17 protein-coding genes are annotated in these 17,030 nt (G+C 65.4%); 5 read left to right on the top strand and 12 right to left on the bottom strand.

Annotated features, from left to right (window positions below; all coding sequences use genetic code 11):
• The first annotated feature begins 76 nt into the window (after positions 1-76).
• The 3 genes from G6N41_RS15965 to G6N41_RS15955 all read left to right on the top strand — a co-directional run bounded on the left by G6N41_RS15965 (position 77) and on the right by G6N41_RS15955 (position 1,863).
• Complete coding sequence (locus G6N41_RS15965) at positions 77-595, top strand: hypothetical protein (RefSeq protein ID WP_192812740.1); 519 nt, start codon at positions 77-79, stop codon at positions 593-595.
• A 153-nt stretch (positions 596-748) separates the two neighbouring features.
• Positions 749-1,363, top strand: a complete 615-nt coding sequence (locus G6N41_RS15960; protein ID WP_198913336.1) for a TetR/AcrR family transcriptional regulator — start codon at positions 749-751, stop codon at positions 1,361-1,363.
• A gap of 32 nt (positions 1,364-1,395) precedes the next feature.
• Positions 1,396-1,863 (top strand): nitroreductase family deazaflavin-dependent oxidoreductase, encoded by a 468-nt coding sequence (locus tag G6N41_RS15955; protein WP_198913335.1) that lies wholly within the window; start codon positions 1,396-1,398, stop codon positions 1,861-1,863.
• Here G6N41_RS15955 and G6N41_RS15950 read toward each other — a convergent pair.
• From G6N41_RS15950 to G6N41_RS15940, 3 genes are read right to left on the bottom strand one after another with little or no spacing between them, the layout of a single operon-like run.
• Positions 1,860-2,216, bottom strand: a complete 357-nt coding sequence (locus G6N41_RS15950) for a DoxX family protein (RefSeq protein WP_198913334.1) — start codon at positions 2,214-2,216, stop codon at positions 1,860-1,862. The two genes, G6N41_RS15955 and G6N41_RS15950, sit on opposite strands and share 4 nt — an antisense overlap.
• Positions 2,213-3,367, bottom strand: coding sequence for an SPFH domain-containing protein (locus G6N41_RS15945; protein WP_198913333.1), 1,155 nt, complete (start codon positions 3,365-3,367; stop codon positions 2,213-2,215). The genes G6N41_RS15950 and G6N41_RS15945 overlap by 4 nt, the downstream gene beginning before the upstream one ends.
• 21 nt (positions 3,368-3,388) lie before the next feature.
• Positions 3,389-3,823 (bottom strand): NfeD family protein, encoded by a 435-nt coding sequence (locus G6N41_RS15940; protein ID WP_036427387.1) that lies wholly within the window; start codon positions 3,821-3,823, stop codon positions 3,389-3,391.
• A gap of 57 nt (positions 3,824-3,880) precedes the next feature.
• Here G6N41_RS15940 and G6N41_RS15935 point away from each other — a divergent pair, with 57 nt between their 5' ends.
• Positions 3,881-4,831: a hypothetical protein gene (locus tag G6N41_RS15935; RefSeq protein WP_198913332.1), complete on the top strand. Its 951-nt coding sequence runs from the start codon at positions 3,881-3,883 to the stop codon at positions 4,829-4,831.
• A gap of 6 nt (positions 4,832-4,837) precedes the next feature.
• Here G6N41_RS15935 and G6N41_RS15930 read toward each other — a convergent pair whose 3' ends face one another.
• The 9 genes from G6N41_RS15930 to G6N41_RS15890 all read right to left on the bottom strand — a co-directional run bounded on the left by G6N41_RS15930 (position 4,838) and on the right by G6N41_RS15890 (position 13,901).
• Positions 4,838-5,860 carry a ferrochelatase gene (locus G6N41_RS15930; protein ID WP_198913331.1) on the bottom strand — a complete coding sequence of 341 codons (1,023 nt, stop codon included), beginning with the start codon at positions 5,858-5,860 and terminating at the stop codon, positions 4,838-4,840.
• A gap of 6 nt (positions 5,861-5,866) precedes the next feature.
• Positions 5,867-6,676: an NADH-dependent enoyl-ACP reductase InhA gene (gene inhA / locus G6N41_RS15925; RefSeq protein ID WP_020728616.1), complete on the bottom strand. Its 810-nt coding sequence runs from the start codon at positions 6,674-6,676 to the stop codon at positions 5,867-5,869.
• 78 nt (positions 6,677-6,754) lie between these two features.
• Positions 6,755-7,522, bottom strand: a complete 768-nt coding sequence (gene fabG1, locus G6N41_RS15920) for a 3-oxoacyl-ACP reductase FabG1 (protein ID WP_012394041.1) — start codon at positions 7,520-7,522, stop codon at positions 6,755-6,757.
• Positions 7,523-7,636: 114 nt separating this feature from the next.
• Positions 7,637-8,644 (bottom strand): VWA domain-containing protein, encoded by a 1,008-nt coding sequence (locus G6N41_RS15915; RefSeq protein ID WP_198913330.1) that lies wholly within the window; start codon positions 8,642-8,644, stop codon positions 7,637-7,639.
• A 34-nt stretch (positions 8,645-8,678) separates the two neighbouring features.
• Positions 8,679-9,590, bottom strand: coding sequence for a DUF58 domain-containing protein (locus G6N41_RS15910; RefSeq protein ID WP_198967883.1), 912 nt, complete (start codon positions 9,588-9,590; stop codon positions 8,679-8,681).
• 59 nt (positions 9,591-9,649) lie between these two features.
• A complete protein-coding gene (gene moxR1 / locus G6N41_RS15905; protein WP_198913329.1) occupies positions 9,650-10,765 on the bottom strand; it encodes a chaperone MoxR1 in 1,116 nt (371 codons plus the stop codon).
• 198 nt (positions 10,766-10,963) lie between these two features.
• Entirely contained in the window at positions 10,964-11,683 is a 720-nt protein-coding gene (gene ripB, locus G6N41_RS15900) for an NlpC/P60 family peptidoglycan endopeptidase RipB (RefSeq protein ID WP_011739629.1), read from the bottom strand.
• Positions 11,684-11,708: 25 nt separating this feature from the next.
• Positions 11,709-13,118 carry an NlpC/P60 family peptidoglycan endopeptidase RipA gene (gene ripA, locus G6N41_RS15895; RefSeq protein WP_198913328.1) on the bottom strand — a complete coding sequence of 470 codons (1,410 nt, stop codon included), beginning with the start codon at positions 13,116-13,118 and terminating at the stop codon, positions 11,709-11,711.
• Between the two features lie 231 nt (positions 13,119-13,349).
• Positions 13,350-13,901, bottom strand: a complete 552-nt coding sequence (locus G6N41_RS15890) for an Rv1476 family membrane protein (RefSeq protein WP_198913327.1) — start codon at positions 13,899-13,901, stop codon at positions 13,350-13,352.
• A 302-nt stretch (positions 13,902-14,203) separates the two neighbouring features.
• Here G6N41_RS15890 and G6N41_RS15885 point away from each other — a divergent pair, with 302 nt between their 5' ends.
• On the top strand, positions 14,204-17,023 hold the full coding sequence (locus G6N41_RS15885; RefSeq protein WP_198913326.1) for an aconitate hydratase: 2,820 nt from the start codon (positions 14,204-14,206) through the stop codon (positions 17,021-17,023).
• The last annotated feature ends 7 nt before the right edge of the window (positions 17,024-17,030 follow it).

Genomic DNA, 17,030 nt, shown 5'->3' with positions numbered 1-17,030 from the left:
TTCGGCATTCTTCAGTTCCACTTCAGGTTCGGAAATTAGCGTCGCGATCACCGACAACGACGAAGTGGAGATCGCCATGAGTGCACAAGACAGCAACACGACCCCAAACATCGGCGCCCAGGCGCCAGGCCAGGGCGCCGCCCCGCCACCCGCACCGCCCGCCCCGGCCGCGCCGGTGCCGCCCGCCCCGCCCGGACATCAGCAGCGCCGCTTCTCGACGGGGATGCTGGTGGGCTCGGGCCTGCTGGGCCTACTCGTTGGTGCGGTGGGAACCGCGGGCGCGGCGCTGTTTCTTTGGGCGTTTGCCTTCGGACCTCCCCCGCCCCCGGGGCCAGGCGGCGGGGGCCCGTCCATGGGATGGCACCAAGCGCCTCCGCCCGGACCGGGCGCGCTGCGGGGGCCGATGCCCGGGGGACCGCCCCCGATGCCGGTGCCGCCGGCGGGCCACGCCTTCCGGGGCGGTCCGCCGCCGGGGGCACCGGGGCCCGGGCAACTCCCCGGGGCACCAAAACCACCCGCGCCCGGGCAGTTGCCGGGCGGCCCGCAATCGCCTGCGCCGACACCAGCACCCGCAACACCAGGTGCGCACGCCTGAGGGTGGCGGGACAACGACGTCCTAGCGGGTGATCATTGGCCGCAAACCGGTGTCCCCGCCCCGGTCGCGATGCACGACATCTGCGACCGGGGCGGGGTTCGTCGTAGTACCCCCGGCGCACCAACTGCTAAACAATTGTTTACAATTGTAAACGTGCATTTAGCGACCGATGATCGAACCGCGCGGGCAAGGATCCGCGACGAAGCACTGCGACTATTCGCCGAGCGCGGCCCCGCCGCGGTCACCATGCGAGACATCGCGACCGCCGCGGGGGTCTCGCCCGCTTTGCTCATCCGCCACTACGGCTCCAAAGACGGGCTGATCGAGGCCGCCGACAACCACGTCATCGCCATATTTGAAGTGCTGCTGACCGAAGCCACCCGAGAAACCGAGGCCGTCGGGCTCGGCCAGGCCGCCGTGGGAGGCCTGCTCGACGGCCTCGCCACGCACCTACCGCCCGACTCAGCGGTCCCGGCATACCTGAGCCGAATGTTGATTAGCGGCGGTACGGCCGGACCAGGGTTGTTCGCGCGGCTGTTCCGGCTCAGCCAAGACACGCTGAACGCGATGGTTGCCGCGGGAACCGCCAGTCCTGGTGCCGATCCCGCGGTGCGGGCGGCGTTCTTGCTGGTCAACGATCTAGCGGTGCTGACACTGCGGCCACGGCTCATCGAAGTCCTCGGTGTCGATCCGCTCACCGACGCCGGAATGCGGCGCTGGGCCGGCGAGGTGTTCGCCGTCTATCGCGACAGCCTGGTCAGCGATTGACGCAGCAAAAAGAAGAGGAAATGGAGGCAAGGATGTCACTAGTAGCCAAGACCGGTGCACGGCTGATGCGCTCCCGCACGCTCATGCGTGCGCCCATCTGGATTTATCGGGCGCGGGCAGGCGCCGTTTTCGGGTCGCGGATGCTGATGCTCGAACACATCGGCCGCAAATCCGGCACGCCGCGCAACGCCGTGCTGGAGGTCGTCGATCACCCGGCGCCGGACACCTACGTCATCGCTTCCGGGTTCGGGAAGAACTCCCAGTGGTACCGCAATATCGTGGCCAACCCCCGGGTTCGGGTTTACGTCGGCAGCCACCGCGCCGCACCCGCCACCGCACGCGTTCTCGAACAAGCCGAAGCCGACCAGGCGCTGGCCTCCTACCGCAGCCACCACCCGGCGGCGTGGGAGAACCTCAAGCAGGTGATCGAGGAAGCGCTCGGCAGCCCGATCACCGACACCGACACGGCACTGCCGATGGTGGAACTGCGCCTCGACTAAGCCTGGTCGGGCCCTTTGACCGTCATTACCGCGAAGGTGGCCAGAAACGAGGCCGCGGGGATGATGTTGACGATCTTGTCCCGCACCCGAACGTGGACCGCCACAGCCAGCACGAAATATAGGGTCAACATCGCTGTGGTCAGCCTGGCCAAGGCGGGAAATCGGGTGACCGAGAACAGACCGACCGCCGCGGCGGCCTTGACTACCGGAAAAACCGGGCGCACCGCTTCGGGAACGCCCAGTTCATCGAGGATCTTGGCGATCGGGGGCAACGGAATCGCGCACGCCACGGCATCTCCGGCCTGGAACACGCCCAGCACCGCATAGGCCTTCGGTGACGTCACGACGCTCATCGGTTGTATGGCCCCAGTTCGGGCGGCGAGCCCACTGGGCCCTCCACGGGCTTGCGCGCTATGGCCTCGGCCTTGGCGACCGCTTGCGCGATCGCCGGGTCGGTTTCGGTGGAGAACCAATCCGAGACTTCGTCGTCGTCGCCGTCTGTCGCATGCTTGGGCAGGTCCTCGACCGGGGAGGCCTCGAAGCGGAACACCCCGTCCTCCCCCGGCTTACCCAACATTCTGGTGAAACCTTGCAGCGCCGCGTTGAAGTCACTGGGCACCACCCAGACCTTGTTGGCGTCGCCGCGCGCCATCTCCGGCAGCGTCTGCAGATACTGGTAGGCCAGCATCTCCGGGGTGGGCCGCCCGGCCTTGATCGCGGCGAATGTCTTCTGGATGGCCTTGGCCTCACCCTGCGCCCGTAAGTAGGCCGCGGCACGTTCACCCTGAGCACGCAGCATCCGTGATTGCCGGTCGGCCTCAGCTGCCAGGATCGCGGCCTGCTTGGCGCCCTCGGCCGCCAGGATCTGGGACTGCTTCTGCCCTTCGGCTTTTTTGATGGCCGTCTCCCGGGTGCCTTCGGCGGTCAGGATCATCGCGCGCTTCTCCCGGTCGGCCTTCATCTGCTTTTCCATCGACGCCTGAATGGACGGCGGTGGGTCGATGCTGCGCAGTTCGACGCGCGCCACCCGCAGGCCCCAACGGCCGGTCGCCTCGTCGAGCACCCCGCGCAACTGGCCATTGATCTGGTCACGAGAGGTCAGCGTCTGCTCGAGCGTCATCCCGCCGACGACGTTACGCAGCGTCGTCGTGGCGAGCTGTTCGACGCCCACGATGTAGTTGCTGATCTCATACACCGCGGCCTGCGGAACCGTGACCTGGAAATACACCACGGTGTCGATGTTGAGCGTCAGGTTGTCCTCGGTGATCACCGGCTGCGGCGGAAAGGACACCACCCGCTCGCGCAGATCCACGCGGGCGCGGACGCGATCAATGAATGGCACCAGCAACGTCAGCTGACCACTGACCGTGCGGCTGTATCGACCCAGCCGTTCGATCACGGCGGCCTCAGCCTGAGGGATCAGCGCAACCGACTTGGCGACCACGATGATGGCGAATATCACCAGAACAGCTAAAAACACCAGGCCAACAACCGCATCGTCCATTGGTATACCTCTCTCGAGTCGCTATACGTCCCTGAAGACCACGGCGGTAGCACCCTCGATGTGCACTACCGTCACCGAATCACCCGGCTCAAACACATCGCCGTCGTTCAGCGGGCGCGCCGTCCACACCTCGCCCTCAATTTTCACCTGCCCGTTGTCGCGAGCAACCCGATCCAGCACCAGCGCGTTCTTGCCCTCGAGCGCCTTGATCCCCAGCTGCAGGGCTTTGGCGGGAGCCAGCTTACGCCGCAGCGCGGGCCGAACCAGGGCAAGCAGCAAAACCGAAACGATGAGGAAAACCGCCCCATCGGCCCACAGCGGCCAGTCCGTCAACCAGCTGATTCCCGAAGCAGCCAAAGCGCCACCACTGAGCATCAGCAAAAACATGTCGCCGGTCAACGCCTCGGCTCCGGCGAGCACCAACGCTGCAATCAGCCAGATCAGCGCGACAGGCATGGCCACAGGATACGCGTGATCCGCCCTAGCCGCGGCGAACAACTACACTGCGAGACCATGTGGTGTCCGAGTGTTTCGCTGTCGATGTGGGCCAATGCCTGGCTCGCGGGCAAGGCCGCGCCCGGCGATCTTTTGGACGCGTTATCACTCTGGGCGCCAACACAATCGGTTACCGCGTATGATGCCGTCGCGGCGGGCCATACCGGATTGCCGTGGCCGGACGTGCACAATGTGGGTACGGTGTCGCTGCTGCAGACACTGCGTGCCGCGGTGGGCAGGTCAACGGCGGCGCCGCCGCCGACGCCCGGCGGGTTGTTCGGGACCATCAACGTGGTGCTGCCGGTACCGGGTGATGTACGGGGACTTTCGGCTGGAACGCAATTCGCGCGTGACGCGCTGGCCTCCGGCGAAGCGCTGATCGTCAGCAATCCCGACGATCCCGGCACCGCTATCGGACTGGTCCCTGAGTTCTCCTACAGCGATGCGGATGAAGCCGGAGATGACGAGACGGGGACACCCGCATTGTCTGCACTGGCCTGGACGGTGTATTCGCTACCGGGAGCCCCGGCCTTCGATCACTACGAACTCGCCGACGCCGAATATGCACTGCGTTCGGCTGTGCGTTCAGCTGCCGACGCATTGAGTGCCATCGGATTGGGATCGGCAGCCAGCGACGTGGCCAATCCACGCGGTTTGGTTGAGCAGATGCTGGAATCATCACGGCAACAACGCATCCCCGACCACGCACCGTCGAGAGCGCTGCGGGTGCTGGAGAACGCCGCCCATGTCGACGCGATCATCGCAGTCAGTTCCGGGCTCAGCCGACTGCCCGACTCCGCCCCGGAACACATGGCACACCGGATGGTGGCCGGGCTGGAGCCGGTGGGAACGCAATCCTCGTCGGAGGTTCAGATCGCCACCGACGCGCTGCGGCCGCTCAACGCCGTGGTGCGTTCGGCACGGATGGCCGCGATCAGCGCGATCCTGCACTCAGCCTGGTCTGACTGACCGCAATCAGGCCCCCTGAGGTGCTGTTTCCCGCGCGGCGCAATGTGGTGGGCGGCACGGCTCACCGTTGACGCCGGCCAGACATCCGGACACGGGATCCGGGCCGCCGACTCGGGCCAGCTCACCACCGCTGCGAAGTTCCTCGATCAAGCCCCGGGCCAGCCGCGCGAATCGGCGATCGGCATTCGGCGTGGCGGCCCGGGCAAGTGCGATCCCGGCATCCTGCGCCTGAGCCCGCAACTCAGCGTCGAGATCCCACACCACTTCGATGTGATCGGCGACAAATCCAATGGGACAGACGATCACGGCTTTGACGCCGCCGGCGCGCAGCATCTCGAGATGGTCAGCGACATCGGGCTCGAGCCACGGAACCTGGGGCGGTCCTGATCTCGACTGCCAGGCCAGATCATAGTCGTCATATCCCGCCGCCGCGGCGACCAGGCTTGCGGCATAGGCAACTTGGCGGCTGTAGAGCCCGGGCCCACAGCGCCGATCCGCGGCCACCGGAATCGAGTGCGCGGTGAACACCAAGCGGGCGCCTTTCGGCACCGTTGCCGCAGCAGCCGCAATGGCGTCGGCGAACATCTCGACAAACAACGGATGATCGAAATAGCTTCTGAGCTTCACCAGTTCGGGTGCATCCGGCCCGGCGGCCCGACGCGCTCGGGCAATGTCCTCGACGTACTGAGTGCAGCCGGAATACCCGCTCCAGGCCGAGGTGGCGAAAACCGCCGCTCGTTTAACACCGTTGTCGCGCATCGCCATAACGGTGTCCTCGACGTAGGGCTCCCAGTTGCGGTTGCCGAAATACACTGGCAGGCCGACTTCGGCGCGCAGCTCGGTGACTAGCGCCCGGTTGATGCCGTTGATCGGCGACACCCCACCGAAATGCATATAATGCTCCGCCACCGCGTCGAGCCGCTCGGGCGGCACTCCGCGGCCGCGGGTCACGTTCTCCAGGAACGGCCGCACCTGCTCCGGACCTTCCGGCCCACCGAAGGACAGCAGCAGGACGGCATCAAATTCCATTGCCCGCTACAGCAATTGAGTGTGTGCGCCACCATCGGCGAAGATGATGTCGCCCGTGGTCGCCGGGAGCCATTCGGACAGCACCGCACACACCGTCTTGGCGACCGGCGTGGGATCCTTCATGTTCCATCCGACCGGAGCTCGTTGATCCCAGCCATCTTCGAGCAGCTGAATCTGTGCGCCGGCTTCCTCGCCGAGCGCACCGCCAACGATCGCGCTCATTGCCAGGGTCCGGATCGGTCCTGCTGCAACCAGATTCGAACGAACGCCGTACTTGCCAGCCTCACGCGCGACAAAGCGGTTGACCGACTCCAGCGCACTCTTGGCAACCGTCATCCAGTTATAGGCCGGCATCGCCCGGGTGGGATCGAAGTCCATACCGACGATGGAACCGCCGGGATTCATGATCGGCAGCAGCGCCTTGGCCAGCGAAGCATAGGAATACGCGGAAATGTGGATGCCCTTGGAGACGTCCTCGTAGGGCGCATCAAAGAACGGGTTGATGCCCATTCCGCTTTGCGGCATGAAGCCGATCGAGTGCACCACTCCGTCGAGCTTGTTGCCCTCCCCGATCACCTCGGTGACCCGACCCGCCAGGCTGGCCAGATGCTCTTCGTTTTGCACGTCGAGTTCGATCAGCGGAGCCTTCTGCGGCAACCGGTCCACGATGCGCTGGATCAGCCGCATCCGGTCGAAACCGGTCAACACCAGTTGGGCACCCTGTTCCTGGGCCACACGGGCGATGTGAAACGCGATCGAGGAGTCGGTGATGATCCCGGAGACCAGGATCCGTTTGCCTTCCAGCAGTCCTGCCATGTCCGTCCTTCGTGTTGTGGTTCGGTTAGTTCGTGATTCCTTCAGGTCGTGGCCGAAGCCTTCGCCTCATGGGTGGACTCAGTGGCCCATACCCATGCCGCCATCGACGGGGATGACCGCACCGGAGATGTAGCTCGCATCCTCGGAGGCAAGGAAGCTGACCACCCCGGCGACCTCGGCGGCGGTGCCGACCCGCTTGGCCGGGATGAACTGCAGCGCCCCCTCCTGAATCCGCTCATCCAGCGCGCGGGTCATATCGGTGTCGATGTAGCCCGGCGCCACCACATTGGCGGTCACATTGACCTTCGACAGCTCGCGGGCGATCGAGCGCGCCATCCCGATCACACCTGCCTTGGAGGCGGCGTAATTGGCCTGGTTGCCAATCCCCCAGCTACCGGAGACCGAACCGATGAAGATCAGCCGGCCGAACTTCTTGCGCTGCATGCTGCGAGATGCGCGCTGAGCCACCCGGAATGCCCCGGTGAGGTTGGCATCGATGACCTTTTCGAACCTCTCCTCGGTCATCCGAATGAGAAAGGCGTCCGCGGACAGGCCGGCGTTGGACACCAGCACCTCGACCGGGCCCTGGTGCTCCTCGACCTCTTTGAACGCGCGGTCGACGGCGTCGTTGTCGGTGACGTCACACTCGACGCCGAACAGCCCCTCGGGTGCCCCGGATCCGCGGTGCGTGACGGCCACCCTGTGACCATCGGCGGCCAGTCGCTGCGCGATCGCCAGACCTATCCCCCGGTTTCCGCCCGTCACCAGGACTGAGCGGGATACGAATGCGGGTTTGCCGCCGTCGGCGGCACTTTCGGTGTTTTGCTCGGTGGCCGTATCAGTCACCCCGCCAACCTAGCGCCTCACCACCGCAAGCCTGTAACCGGCTGGTCGCCAACGAGACGCCCCGGCGCATTTTCTGCCCCGGATTGTGCCCTGCGCTACGTTCGCGCGCCAGAGCTAGGTCGGCAACCGGCGGTTGATGAGCAGCGCGGCCAGTGCCGCTGCCACCAAGACGAGCGCGCCCAGACGCAGCCAACCCATGCTGGCGTCGCCTCTGATCGTCTCGTACCCGATCTGCTGCTGCAGCGAGGCGTAGACCGAGTTCAACTCGGCCAGGGTCGCGGCGTTGTAGGAGTTTCCGCCGGAGAGCTGGGCGACTTTCTTCATCGTCTCGTCGTCGACGGGCACCGGCTGGCGCTGATCGTTGATCTCGACAAAGCCGTACGGGGTGCCGAAGGAGATCGTCGAGATCGGAACACCCTGGTCCTTGGCCGTGCGTGCGGCGGTATAGGCGCCCTTGGGGTTGTCCGGATTGGTCGGCATCGTCTCCTTGCCGTCGGAGAACAGCACGATGCGAGCCGGCGGTGGTGTGTCGCCACCACCGATCACCGCTCCGACGGTGGCGATGGCCTGCAGGGCCGTGAAGATCGCTTCCCCGGTGGCGGTGCGGTCGGCGAACTGCAGCTTGTCGAGCGCGGCCTTGGTCGCCGCCCGATTGGTCGTCGGCGAGACCAGGACCGTCGCGGTGCCGGCGTAGGCGATCAGCCCAAGGTTGATCCCGGGGGTCAGCTCGTCGGCGAACTGTTTGGCGGCCTCTTGCGCCGCGACCATGCGGTTGGGCTCGACGTCGGTGGCCCGCATCGACTGCGATACGTCGATCACCAGCATGACCACCGCGCGGTTGCGTGGAATCCGGACGTCGTGCGTCGGCCCGGCCATGGCGACGGTGAACAGCACCAACGATAGGGCCAGCAGCATCGCCGGAATGTGACGGTAGCGCGAGGGCCGCTGGGGGGCCACGCTCTCCAACAGCTCCATGTTGGCGAACCGCAGCATCCGCTTCTGGCGCACCAGTTGCAGCACGACGTAGACCGCGATCAACCCGGCGACGACCAGGAGGAATAGGAAGAACCAAGAGTGTGCAAAGCCGGACAGCGTCATCGGCCCCAGCAACGGCAATGTCATAACAGACCTGTCTCAACGTGCATGAGCGTTGGTGTCACCGGCGCCCCGCGATTGCCCCACGCCGGCGGGAGGTGACGAAACGGACGATGTCGGCGATCCAATCGCGGTCGGTGCGAAGCGACATGACCGGTGCCCCGCAACCGCGGATGGTGCGGACCACGTCGGCCCGGTGTGCCGCGGCCGCCCGGGCGAAATCGTTCTGCAGCTGGGCATCGATGGTGAACTCACGGGTCACCCCGGTTTCGGCGTCTTGCAGCACCACGTCGCCGATGTCGGGCAGTTCGACATCGCGGGGATCGAGCACTTCGATGGCCAGTACCTCGTGCCGAGCAGAAATCGCCCGCAGCGGGCGCATCCAATTGATCGGCCCCAGGAAGTCGCTGATGATCACCGCCATCCCGCGACGGCGCTCCGGACGGCGCAGCGCATCGATGGCGACGGCCAAGTCGCCGCGCACCCCGACCGGCGCCTTGGGTGTGGTCGCGATGGTGCGCAACATAGTCTGCAGATGCTGGCGCCCGGACCGCGCCGGCACTCGAGTGAGCGTGGCGCCATTGGAAATCAGGGTGCCAAGCCGGTTGCCGCCACCGCTGTTGAGGAACGAGATGGCCGCGGCCGCCGCTACCGCAAGGTCACGCTTCTCGCACACGGCGGTACCGAAGTCCATGCTGGCCGACATGTCGACCACCAACCAGGTCTCCAACTCCCGGTCGGCAATCATCTGCCGTACGTGCGGTGTGGTGGTGCGGGCGGTAACCGACCAGTCCATCCGCCGTACGTCGTCGCCGGGCTGGTAGATGCGGGATTCGCCCGGCTCGCTCCCCGGCCCCGGGAGCAGGCCCAGGTAGTCGCCATGCAGCACGCCGTCCAGCTTGTGGCGGACGGCCAGCTCGAGCGTTTTCAGCGCCGCCGCCAGCTTGGGGTCATTGATGTCCCCGCGCTGCATCGACGGCGGGTTGACGACACGTGGCCCAACCGCCTCTTGAGCCACCGGAACCGAATCGCTCACCGACCGCCAGCCGCCGCGGCGGCCTGCATCACCGGTGGCACCGAATGACCTTGCTGAGGTACCGCATTCACCTGCGGCAGGGCAACCGTCTCCAGGACGCGGTTGATCACGATCTCAGGCGAAATCTCGTCGGCGAGTGCGTCGTAGGTCAGCACCAGGCGGTGCCGCAGCACGTCTGGAACCACCTCGATAATGTCTTGCGGGATCACGTAATCGCGGCCCCGGACCAGCGCCAGCGCCCGGGACGCGGCGATGATGCCCAGCGACGCGCGCGGTGAAGCCCCGAACGCGATCCAGGTCTTGACATCGTTCATGCCCAGCTGCTCGGGCTGTCGCGTTGCCATCACCACGCGGACGACGTAGTCGACCAAAGCGTGGTGTACGAAGTTGTTGGCGGCGATGTCCTGGAGCCGCAGTAGGTCACCGGTGCCCAGGATTTGCTTGGGCTGCGGCGGGGTGACGCCCATCCGGTAGATGATCTCCCGCTCTTCCTCGGGCGTCGGGTAACCGACGTTGATCTTGAACAGGAAGCGGTCGCGCTGCGCCTCGGGCAGCGGGTAGACACCCTCCTGCTCGATCGGGTTCTGGGTCGCCATCACCAGGAAGGGGTTGGGCATCGGGAAAGTCTTCCCGCCGATCGACACGTGCCGCTCGGCCATGACCTCCAGCAGAGCCGACTGGACCTTCGCCGGCGCCCGGTTGATCTCGTCGGCAAGCAGGAAGTTGGCCACCACGGGGCCCAGTTCGGTGTCGAACTCCTCCTTGCCCTGCCGGTAGATACGGGTACCGACGATGTCGGTCGGCACCAGGTCGGGCGTGAACTGGATACGCGCGAACGACCCGCCGACCACTCGGGCGAAGGTCTCCACCGCCAGCGTCTTGGCTACCCCGGGAACACCCTCGAGCAGCACATGCCCTTTGGCCAGCAGGCCGACCAGCATCCGCTCCACCAGCTGGTCCTGGCCGACGATGATCCGCTTGACCTCGAAAATTGCCCGCTCGAGGGTGTGTACCTCGGCGGCCAGCCCGTCCGGGCCACCCGAAGGCGCCTCATGGGCCGGTGGGGCCGAATGCCCACCCGGACCCGAGTAACCGCCACCTGCTGATGTCATCAACAACCCTCCACCGCTCGATCAGACACGACTGCTGACACGACTAAATTCGCGGGGCAGCGACGTGCCCGCGTTCAACTATTCCAGGCCTCCTGGATTCCGTCGACGCCGCGGTTGCCGACCGGCAACCGTAACCGGCGCACCACGCCCCGCTCCGCCTCAGGCGCCCGGGCCCGCTAACCGGGCGGCACACCTGACTCAGTACTCGATGATCCTAGTCACGAAGGGGGTCATGCCGGCCTTGCGCACCGGGCTCACCGTGACTTTGCCCGCGCTTCCGGATGCCTCCAGCATTTGGCCGTTGCCCAGATACATGGTCACGTGCTGGCTGCCCCCCGGGCCGTAGAAGATCAGGTCGCCGCGCCGCGCCTGATCAGGAGAAATATGCCGGCCGGCGTTGTACTGGTCACCGGAATAGCGCGGGATCAGCACGCCCACCCCGGCAAAGGCGTAACGCATCAAACCCGAGCAGTCGAAACCGACGGTGTTGGCACCGGAGTCGACGCCCTTGCTGGGGCCCTGCAGGCTGCCGCCGCCCCAGGAATACGGGACCCCCATCTGCGATCCGCCCCGACGGATCACGTACTCGAGCGCCTGCCGGCCGTAAACCCGCGGAATCCGGTTTGCTCCGGTATTGGCCGCACTGGGCGCGGGACTACCGCCCAGATTGATCCCGAGCCCGCCGAGAAACTGCCGGCCCAAGTCCAAAGTGGTCTGGGTGGCCTGGGCGGTGGCCTGCAGCGAAGCATTTGCCATGGCAAGCGCGTCCCCGGGTGCACCCGCGCTGGCGGTCGCCGGCAAGGTGGGATCCCATCCGCCCGGATCGGCGTCAGCCGGTGCTGACACCACGACCATCAGGGCTGCCACCGCCAGGGTTATCCAGGCCAAACCGAGTAGGCGAAATCGCTTGTATCGCATGGGACCTCGATAACTACTCATCGTGCTAGTACTCGATGTAGCGGACCACGAAGGGCGTCATGCCGCTGGTGCGCACCGGCGCAACCCGTACTTTCAACCCGATGTCGGGGGCTTCGAGCATCTGACCGTTGCCCAGATAAAGGGTGACGTGCTGGCTGCCGCCGGGTCCGTAGAAGATGACGTCGCCGCGGCGCATCTGCGAGGTTGGGATCTTGCGGCCCAGGTTGTACTGCGAACCCGAGTAGTGCGGCAGCTTGATTCCCACCCCGGCGAACGAGTAGAGCACCAGGCCCGAACAGTCAAACCCGGTGATACCCGCCCCGGAGTCGATTCCTTTACTGGGTCCCGCAGCATTACCGCCGCCCCAGGAGTAGGGCACTCCGATCTGCGCCATTCCGCGACGGATCACGTATTCGGAGGCCTGTCGCCCATAGACCCGCGGAATCCGGGTAGCGCCCGTTGCGGCGTTGGTGATTCCGGTGTCGGTGGGCTTGAGGATGCCCAACTGCTGCAGGAAGTTTCGCCCCATGTTGGCCGTGACCTGCGCAGATGTTGCCGAGATGCCCAGCACCTGGTCAACCACGGCGATCGGGTCGCCGGGGATGTTGGCACTGGGTATCTGAGGTAGCGTGGGGTCCCAGCCGTCCCACCGGCGCCCGTTGCCCGGTCTTGCCCCGGGATCCCACATCGCCCCCGGCGGCGGACCTTCTGCACCAGCCGAGGACCAGGCAACCAGCCTGGCGGCCTGCAGCTTGGCTTCCGCTTCATCGCGTTCGGCGGCCAGGCGATTGACTTCCTCGCGCTGTTGGTCGAACTTGCGTTGGGTATCGGTGAGCGCCGTCACGGCCGCGTCCTGGCTGGTCTTGGCGTCCTCGGCGGCCTTGTCGGCCTTCTGCTTGGCCAGCCGCGAGGCCGATTCCTTGCTGACCTGCCGGGTCCGTGCCCGCTCCAGATTCGCCATGACGGTCTGCGCACTCGCGGCCAGGGTCTTGGCGGCGGTCGCCGCCGCGATGATTTCGTCGGGACTGGTCGCGGTCAGGTAGCTGTCCGACGGGCCATTCATGTAGGTGGCGGCCGCGAACCTATCGAACCGGTGCTGGGCCGCGGCGATGGCCGCATTGGCATCTTTGACCGCTTGCTGACTGGCCTCGAGTTCGTGCTCGGCGGCGGCGGCCTCATCCCGGGCCGTCTCCACGGCGACCATCGCCTTGTTGACGCGCTCCTGCTCGAGCTCAACGGTGGCGCTCAGGTCGTCCAGCCGCTGGTTCGCCCGTGCGACGTCGGCGATCAGCGCGGCGATGGAGTCGGTTCGGGAATCAGCATTGGCCACCGCTGGAACCGTTACCAGCAGGGCAACACTGACCACCGAGGGAATGGCCGGTCGGACAAGTCTTGCTGCCGATCTCGAAGCTGAGCTACGGCGGGTCCGTCTCATTGGTCAGGTCTCCTATGGCTTAAACCGGACGGACGGCGCCTGTTGGTACGGAAAGCGCCAAAAACATCACAATCACCATTCGCACCGTACGTCACACTTGACGCAAAGGAAACGTATGTCACAAAGTGCGCCCGCTACGTGCATTTAATGTGACCGAACGGTTATCTAGCGCGTTTGCCACCGACAGACGGAGTAGATCCGCGCAAATGCCAGAAATGCCCTTCTAAATGGCTAAACCCCTGGGTCAGCCGGCTCGGCCACCGCATGAGCAACCTCGGGAGAGGTTGCTGATCGCCTGGCGCGCAGCTGCATGAACCGGGTTCCGACCGCTGCCGCGAGCACCCCAATCAGCAAAAAGATTGTCAATCCGGTCCAGGGAAACTCGGGTGTATCGAGCTCGTTCAAAAAGTTCTGTGCGGACTGGACGGCGTTGCCCGTCTTGGAATGGTCCTCCCCCGCCTCCAGGGTGACGCGAGGGAACTCCTTGCTGTAGCTGCCGACATAGCTCGGGCTCAGCGCCAGCACCGTCACATCCGGGTAGTCGGCGCCGACGACGGTCGCGATGTCCCGCAGCGGGGTGTCGTTGGGAGGGTTGTGGTCGATCAGCACGATCTTGAGATTTATTCCGTCGTGCTGCGCTTGGCTGACCACCTCGACCAGTCCGGGCAGTGCCTCGGGTGGAGCGCTGACGCCGATCGCGGCGACCTCGGCCTTGACCGCCGCCATGTCGACGTCCTGCGGGATGTAGGCCGGCAGGAACGGGATAGTTTCTGGTCCGCTCATGACGTCCTTTCTGCCGCGTTGGCCCACGGGTTCGGCTCGCGCGCCGGACGGCCGGATGATGCCGTCACACCCGGGTGAATTCCGGCTACCGCGGCCACCCTAGCCTGACAGTAGGCAGGTCGTGGGGCCACCTCCCGCGGTCGAGTCGAAAAATGGGTTTCCGCCACGCGCCCCGCGCGACAAGACTGACAGTGCGAGTGCCAACGCAATGCAGGACAAGCGTACTGTTAATGTTACTTTGCGCATTTGAAGCCCCGTCGACACGGCCCGTTGGCGGGAGAATTTAATCCTTGGGAGTTGATGTGACCAGCAAAGATTCTGTGAACTCGTTCGGAGCCCGCAACACCCTCGAGGTCGGCGACAAGAGTTACCAGATCTATCGTCTCGACGCCGTCCCAAACACCAAAAAGCTTCCCTACAGCCTCAAAGTGCTCGCCGAGAACCTGCTGCGCAACGAGGACGGCAGCAACATCACCGAGGATCACATCGAGGCCATTGCGAACTGGGACCCGCAAGCGGAACCCAGCATCGAAATCCAGTACACCCCCGCCCGCGTTGTGATGCAGGACTTCACCGGGGTGCCGTGCATCGTCGACCTGGCAACCATGCGTGAAGCCATCGGAGATCTCGGCGGCCAGCCCGACAAGGTCAACCCGCTGGCCCCCGCCGACCTGGTGATCGACCACTCGGTGATCGCCGACCTGTTCGGTCGGGCCGACGCCTTCGAGCGCAACGTCGAGATCGAATACCAGCGCAACGGCGAGCGCTACCAGTTCTTGCGCTGGGGGCAAGGCTCTTTCGACGACTTCAAAGTGGTACCTCCCGGCACCGGCATCGTGCACCAGGTCAACATCGAATACTTGGCCAGCGTGGTGATGGACCGTGACGGCGTGGCATATCCCGACACCTGCGTGGGCACCGACTCGCACACCACCATGGTCAACGGCCTCGGCGTGCTGGGCTGGGGCGTGGGCGGCATCGAAGCCGAGGCGGCGATGCTCGGCCAGCCGGTGTCGATGCTGATCCCGCGGGTGGTCGGGTTCAAGCTGACCGGCGAGATCCAGCCCGGCGTCACGGCCACCGACGTGGTGCTCACCGTCACCGAGATGCTGCGCAAGCACGGCGTCGTCGGCAAGTTCGTCGAGTTCTACGGCGAGGGCGTGGCCGCGGTGCCATTGGCCAACCGCGCCACGCTGGGCAACATGAGCCCCGAATTCGGTTCCACCGCAGCAATTTTCCCGATCGACGAGGAGACCATCAAATACCTCGAGTTGACCGGTCGCTCCGCTGAGCAGGTGGCGCTGGTTGCGGCCTACGCCAAGGAACAGGGCATGTGGCACGACCCCAAGCACGAGCCGGTGTTCTCCGAGTACCTCGAACTCAACCTGTCCGAGGTGGTGCCGTCCATCGCCGGGCCCAAGCGCCCGCAAGACCGAATCGTCTTGTCCGAGGCCAAAGGCACCTTCCGCGAACAGATCACTCACTACGTCAGCGACGACTCCTCCGCACACGACCAACACTCGAAACTAGACGAGGTAGTAGAGGAAACCTTCCCGGCCAGCGACCCCGGGCAACTGACCTTCGCCAACGACGATGTCGCCGCCGTCCACTCCGCGGCCGCGCACGCCGATGGCCGGGTGAGCAAGCCCGTGCGGGTGCGCTCCGACGAACTCGGCGAGTTCGTGCTCGACCACGGCGCGGTGGTGATCGCCGCAATCACCTCCTGCACCAACACCTCCAATCCCGAGGTGATGCTGGGCGCCGCGCTGCTGGCCCGCAACGCCGTCGACAAGGGGCTGACCTCCAAGCCATGGGTGAAGACCACCATGGCGCCCGGATCTCAGGTGGTCAACGACTACTACGACAAGGCCGGGTTGTGGCCGTACCTGGAGAAGTTGGGCTTCTACCTGGTCGGCTACGGCTGCACCACATGCATCGGCAACTCCGGGCCGCTGCCCGAAGAGATCTCGAAGGCCGTCAACGACAACGACCTCTCGGTGGCCGCGGTGCTGTCGGGCAACCGGAACTTCGAGGGCCGGATCAACCCCGACGTCAAGATGAACTACCTGGCCTCGCCGCCGTTGGTCGTCGCCTATGCGCTGGCCGGCACCATGGACTTCGACTTCGAGAACCAGCCGCTGGGCACCGACAAGGAAGACAAAGACGTCTTCTTGCGTGACATCTGGCCGTCACAGCAAGACGTCGCCGACACCATCGCCTCGGCGATCAACCAGGAGATGTTCACCAAGAACTACGCCGACGTGTTCAAAGGTGACGAGCGCTGGCGCAACCTGCCCACCCCCAGCGGCAACACCTTTGACTGGGACCAGAGCTCGACCTACGTGCGCAAGCCACCGTACTTCGAGGGGATGGCCGCTGCCCCCGCTCCGGTCACTGACATCACCGGCGCGCGGGTGCTCGCGTTGCTTGGCGACTCGGTGACCACCGACCACATCTCCCCCGCCGGCGCGATCAAGCCGGGCACCCCGGCCGCCCAGTACCTCGACGAGCACGGCGTGGCGCGCAAGGACTACAACTCCTTCGGGTCACGACGCGGAAACCACGAGGTGATGATTCGCGGCACGTTCGCCAACATCCGGTTGCGCAACCAGTTGCTCGACGATGTCTCCGGCGGCTACACCCGCGACTTCACCCAGGATGGCGCGCCGCAGGCTTTCATCTACGACGCGGCGCAAAACTATGCGGCACAGAACATTCCGCTGGTGGTGCTGGGCGGCAAGGAATATGGTTCCGGTTCGTCTCGCGACTGGGCGGCCAAGGGAACGCTGCTGCTGGGCGTGCGGGTGGTGATCGCCGAGTCGTTCGAGCGCATCCACCGCTCCAACTTGATCGGCATGGGCGTCATTCCGCTGCAGTTCCCCACGAGGCAGTCGGCATCGTCGCTCGGCCTGGATGGCACCGAGACCTTCGACGTCACCGGTATTGAAGAGCTCAACTCCGGCAAGACGCCCAAGACGGTGCATGTGAAGGCCACCAAGGACGGTGCCGACCCGATCGAGTTCGACGCGGTGGTGCGCATTGACACTCCGGGTGAGGCCGACTACTACCGCAACGGCGGCATCCTGCAGTACGTGCTGCGCAACATGCTGAAGTCGGGCTAGCCCCGAA

This window comes from Mycobacterium shottsii (genome assembly GCF_010728525.1).
GTDB lineage: Bacteria > Actinomycetota > Actinomycetes > Mycobacteriales > Mycobacteriaceae > Mycobacterium > Mycobacterium marinum.
This window is presented reverse-complemented; position numbering and strand designations above follow the sequence as displayed.

What these genes read in the sequence shown, in the direction of transcription:
- G6N41_RS15940 (WP_036427387.1), bottom strand. Translation starts at nt 3,823, where the DNA reads ATGCCTGTCGCGCTGATCTGGCTGATTGCAGCGTTGGTGCTCGCCGGA.
- ripB (WP_011739629.1), bottom strand. Translation starts at nt 11,683, where the DNA reads ATGCGATACAAGCGATTTCGCCTACTCGGTTTGGCCTGGATAACCCTG.
- G6N41_RS15955 (WP_198913335.1), top strand. Translation starts at nt 1,396, where the DNA reads ATGTCACTAGTAGCCAAGACCGGTGCACGGCTGATGCGCTCCCGCACG.
- G6N41_RS15910 (WP_198967883.1), bottom strand. Translation starts at nt 9,590, where the DNA reads ATGCAGCGCGGGGACATCAATGACCCCAAGCTGGCGGCGGCGCTGAAA.
- moxR1 (WP_198913329.1), bottom strand. Translation starts at nt 10,765, where the DNA reads ATGACATCAGCAGGTGGCGGTTACTCGGGTCCGGGTGGGCATTCGGCC.
- G6N41_RS15890 (WP_198913327.1), bottom strand. Translation starts at nt 13,901, where the DNA reads ATGAGCGGACCAGAAACTATCCCGTTCCTGCCGGCCTACATCCCGCAG.
- inhA (WP_020728616.1), bottom strand. Translation starts at nt 6,676, where the DNA reads ATGGCAGGACTGCTGGAAGGCAAACGGATCCTGGTCTCCGGGATCATC.
- G6N41_RS15965 (WP_192812740.1), top strand. Translation starts at nt 77, where the DNA reads ATGAGTGCACAAGACAGCAACACGACCCCAAACATCGGCGCCCAGGCG.
- G6N41_RS15930 (WP_198913331.1), bottom strand. Translation starts at nt 5,860, where the DNA reads ATGGAATTTGATGCCGTCCTGCTGCTGTCCTTCGGTGGGCCGGAAGGT.
- G6N41_RS15935 (WP_198913332.1), top strand. Translation starts at nt 3,881, where the DNA reads ATGTGGTGTCCGAGTGTTTCGCTGTCGATGTGGGCCAATGCCTGGCTC.
- G6N41_RS15950 (WP_198913334.1), bottom strand. Translation starts at nt 2,216, where the DNA reads ATGAGCGTCGTGACGTCACCGAAGGCCTATGCGGTGCTGGGCGTGTTC.
- G6N41_RS15945 (WP_198913333.1), bottom strand. Translation starts at nt 3,367, where the DNA reads ATGGACGATGCGGTTGTTGGCCTGGTGTTTTTAGCTGTTCTGGTGATA.
- ripA (WP_198913328.1), bottom strand. Translation starts at nt 13,118, where the DNA reads ATGAGACGGACCCGCCGTAGCTCAGCTTCGAGATCGGCAGCAAGACTT.
- G6N41_RS15915 (WP_198913330.1), bottom strand. Translation starts at nt 8,644, where the DNA reads ATGACATTGCCGTTGCTGGGGCCGATGACGCTGTCCGGCTTTGCACAC.